1 protein-coding gene is annotated in these 915 nt (G+C 63.3%); it reads left to right on the top strand.

Annotated elements, in window-relative coordinates:
* A partial coding sequence (locus AC1D1X_RS24515; protein WP_477699515.1) for an ABC transporter ATP-binding protein occupies positions 1-816 on the top strand: 816 nt, incomplete at its 5' end.
* Positions 817-915: the final 99 nt, after the last annotated feature.

Here is a 915-nt window from a genome sequence, read left to right as displayed (position 1 = left end):
GGCAAAACCTCTCTCATCAGCATACTCGCCGGCCTTTCGCGCGCCAGCAGCGGCCAGGTCCTGGTGCATGGCAGCGACGTGCTCACCGACTATGCCAATGCAAGGCGAAAGCTCGGCGTCGTACCCCAGGAACTGGTGTTCGACCCCTTTTTCTCCGTGCGCGAGGCGCTGCGCATCCAGTCCGGCTATTTCGGCATCAAACGCAACGACGACTGGATCGACGAGCTGCTCGTCAGCCTGGGGCTGGCCGACAAAGCCAATGCCAACATGCGCCAGCTCTCCGGCGGCATGAAGCGCCGCGTGCTGGTGGCGCAGGCGCTGGTGCACAAGCCGCAGGTCATCGTGCTGGACGAGCCCACTGCTGGCGTTGATGTCGAACTGCGCCAGACGCTGTGGCAGTTCATCGCCAAACTCAACAAGCAGGGCAGCACGGTGCTGCTCACCACGCACTACCTCGAAGAAGCTGAGGCCCTGTGCAGCCGCATCGCCATGCTCAAGCAGGGGCGGGTGGTGGCGTTGGCCCAGACTTCCGAGCTGCTCAAGGCGGCGTCCTCCAATGTGCTGCGCTTCAAGATCGACAGCGAATTGCCGGTGCACCTGGCCGCGCAGGCCCGTATCACCGGGCGCATCGTGCAGTTTCCGGCGCACAACGCCCATGAAATCGAACAATACCTGGCGGCCATCCGCGAAGCGGGGCTGGTTGCGGAAGACGTTGAAATCCGCAAGGCCGACCTGGAAGATGTGTTCCTGGATGTCATGAACAAAAAGYCGGCCCGAGAAGCCACCGAACTGAATTTAATGGGAGTGGCAACATGATCGCGTTCATCCGGGGAAGGGCCGTGCGCCGCGCCGGGCCGCCCCAAGCAAGCACAGCCCCCTCGGGGGGGCAGCGTAGTACGCGAAGCGACAAGCGTG

This window comes from Polaromonas sp. P1_G4 (genome assembly GCF_056405475.1).
This window is presented reverse-complemented; position numbering and strand designations above follow the sequence as displayed.